We start from the raw sequence: 398 nt of genomic DNA on the forward strand, positions 1-398 counted from the left end.
CTTGGTGAGGCCGGTGGGTGTTGTAGAAGTGCTCGTTCTCGCGCAGGGCGTGGAGCAGGTGCCGTTGGTTCCAGATCAGCGTTCGGTCGAGGAGTTCACGGCGGCAACTGCGGATCCAGCGCTCCATGATCGCGTTCATCCGCGGTATCCGGACACCGGCGAAGACGACCTGAATCCCCGCGTCGGCGAGGACGGCATCGAACAACGCTGGGTACTTCCCGTCCCGGTCGCGGATCAGATACCGCGTAGAGCGGCCGGCGTCTTCGAGGTCCATGGCGAGGTTCCTTGCGGCTTGGGTGACCCAGGCGGCGGTCGGGTGGGTGGTGGCGCCCAGGATGCGGATCCGGCGGCTGGCGTGTTCGATGACCGCGAGTACGTACTGGCGGGTGCCGATCAGG

At 66.3% G+C, this 398-nt stretch carries 1 protein-coding gene; it reads right to left on the reverse strand.

All coding sequences use genetic code 11. The features are described from left to right. On the reverse strand, positions 1-398 hold a 398-nt coding region (locus tag AB0G02_RS39800), incomplete at both ends, for an integrase core domain-containing protein (RefSeq protein WP_360805587.1).

The sequence above is a fragment of the Actinosynnema sp. NPDC023658 genome (assembly GCF_040639995.1).
In the GTDB taxonomy this organism is placed as follows: Bacteria; Actinomycetota; Actinomycetes; order Mycobacteriales; family Pseudonocardiaceae; genus Actinosynnema.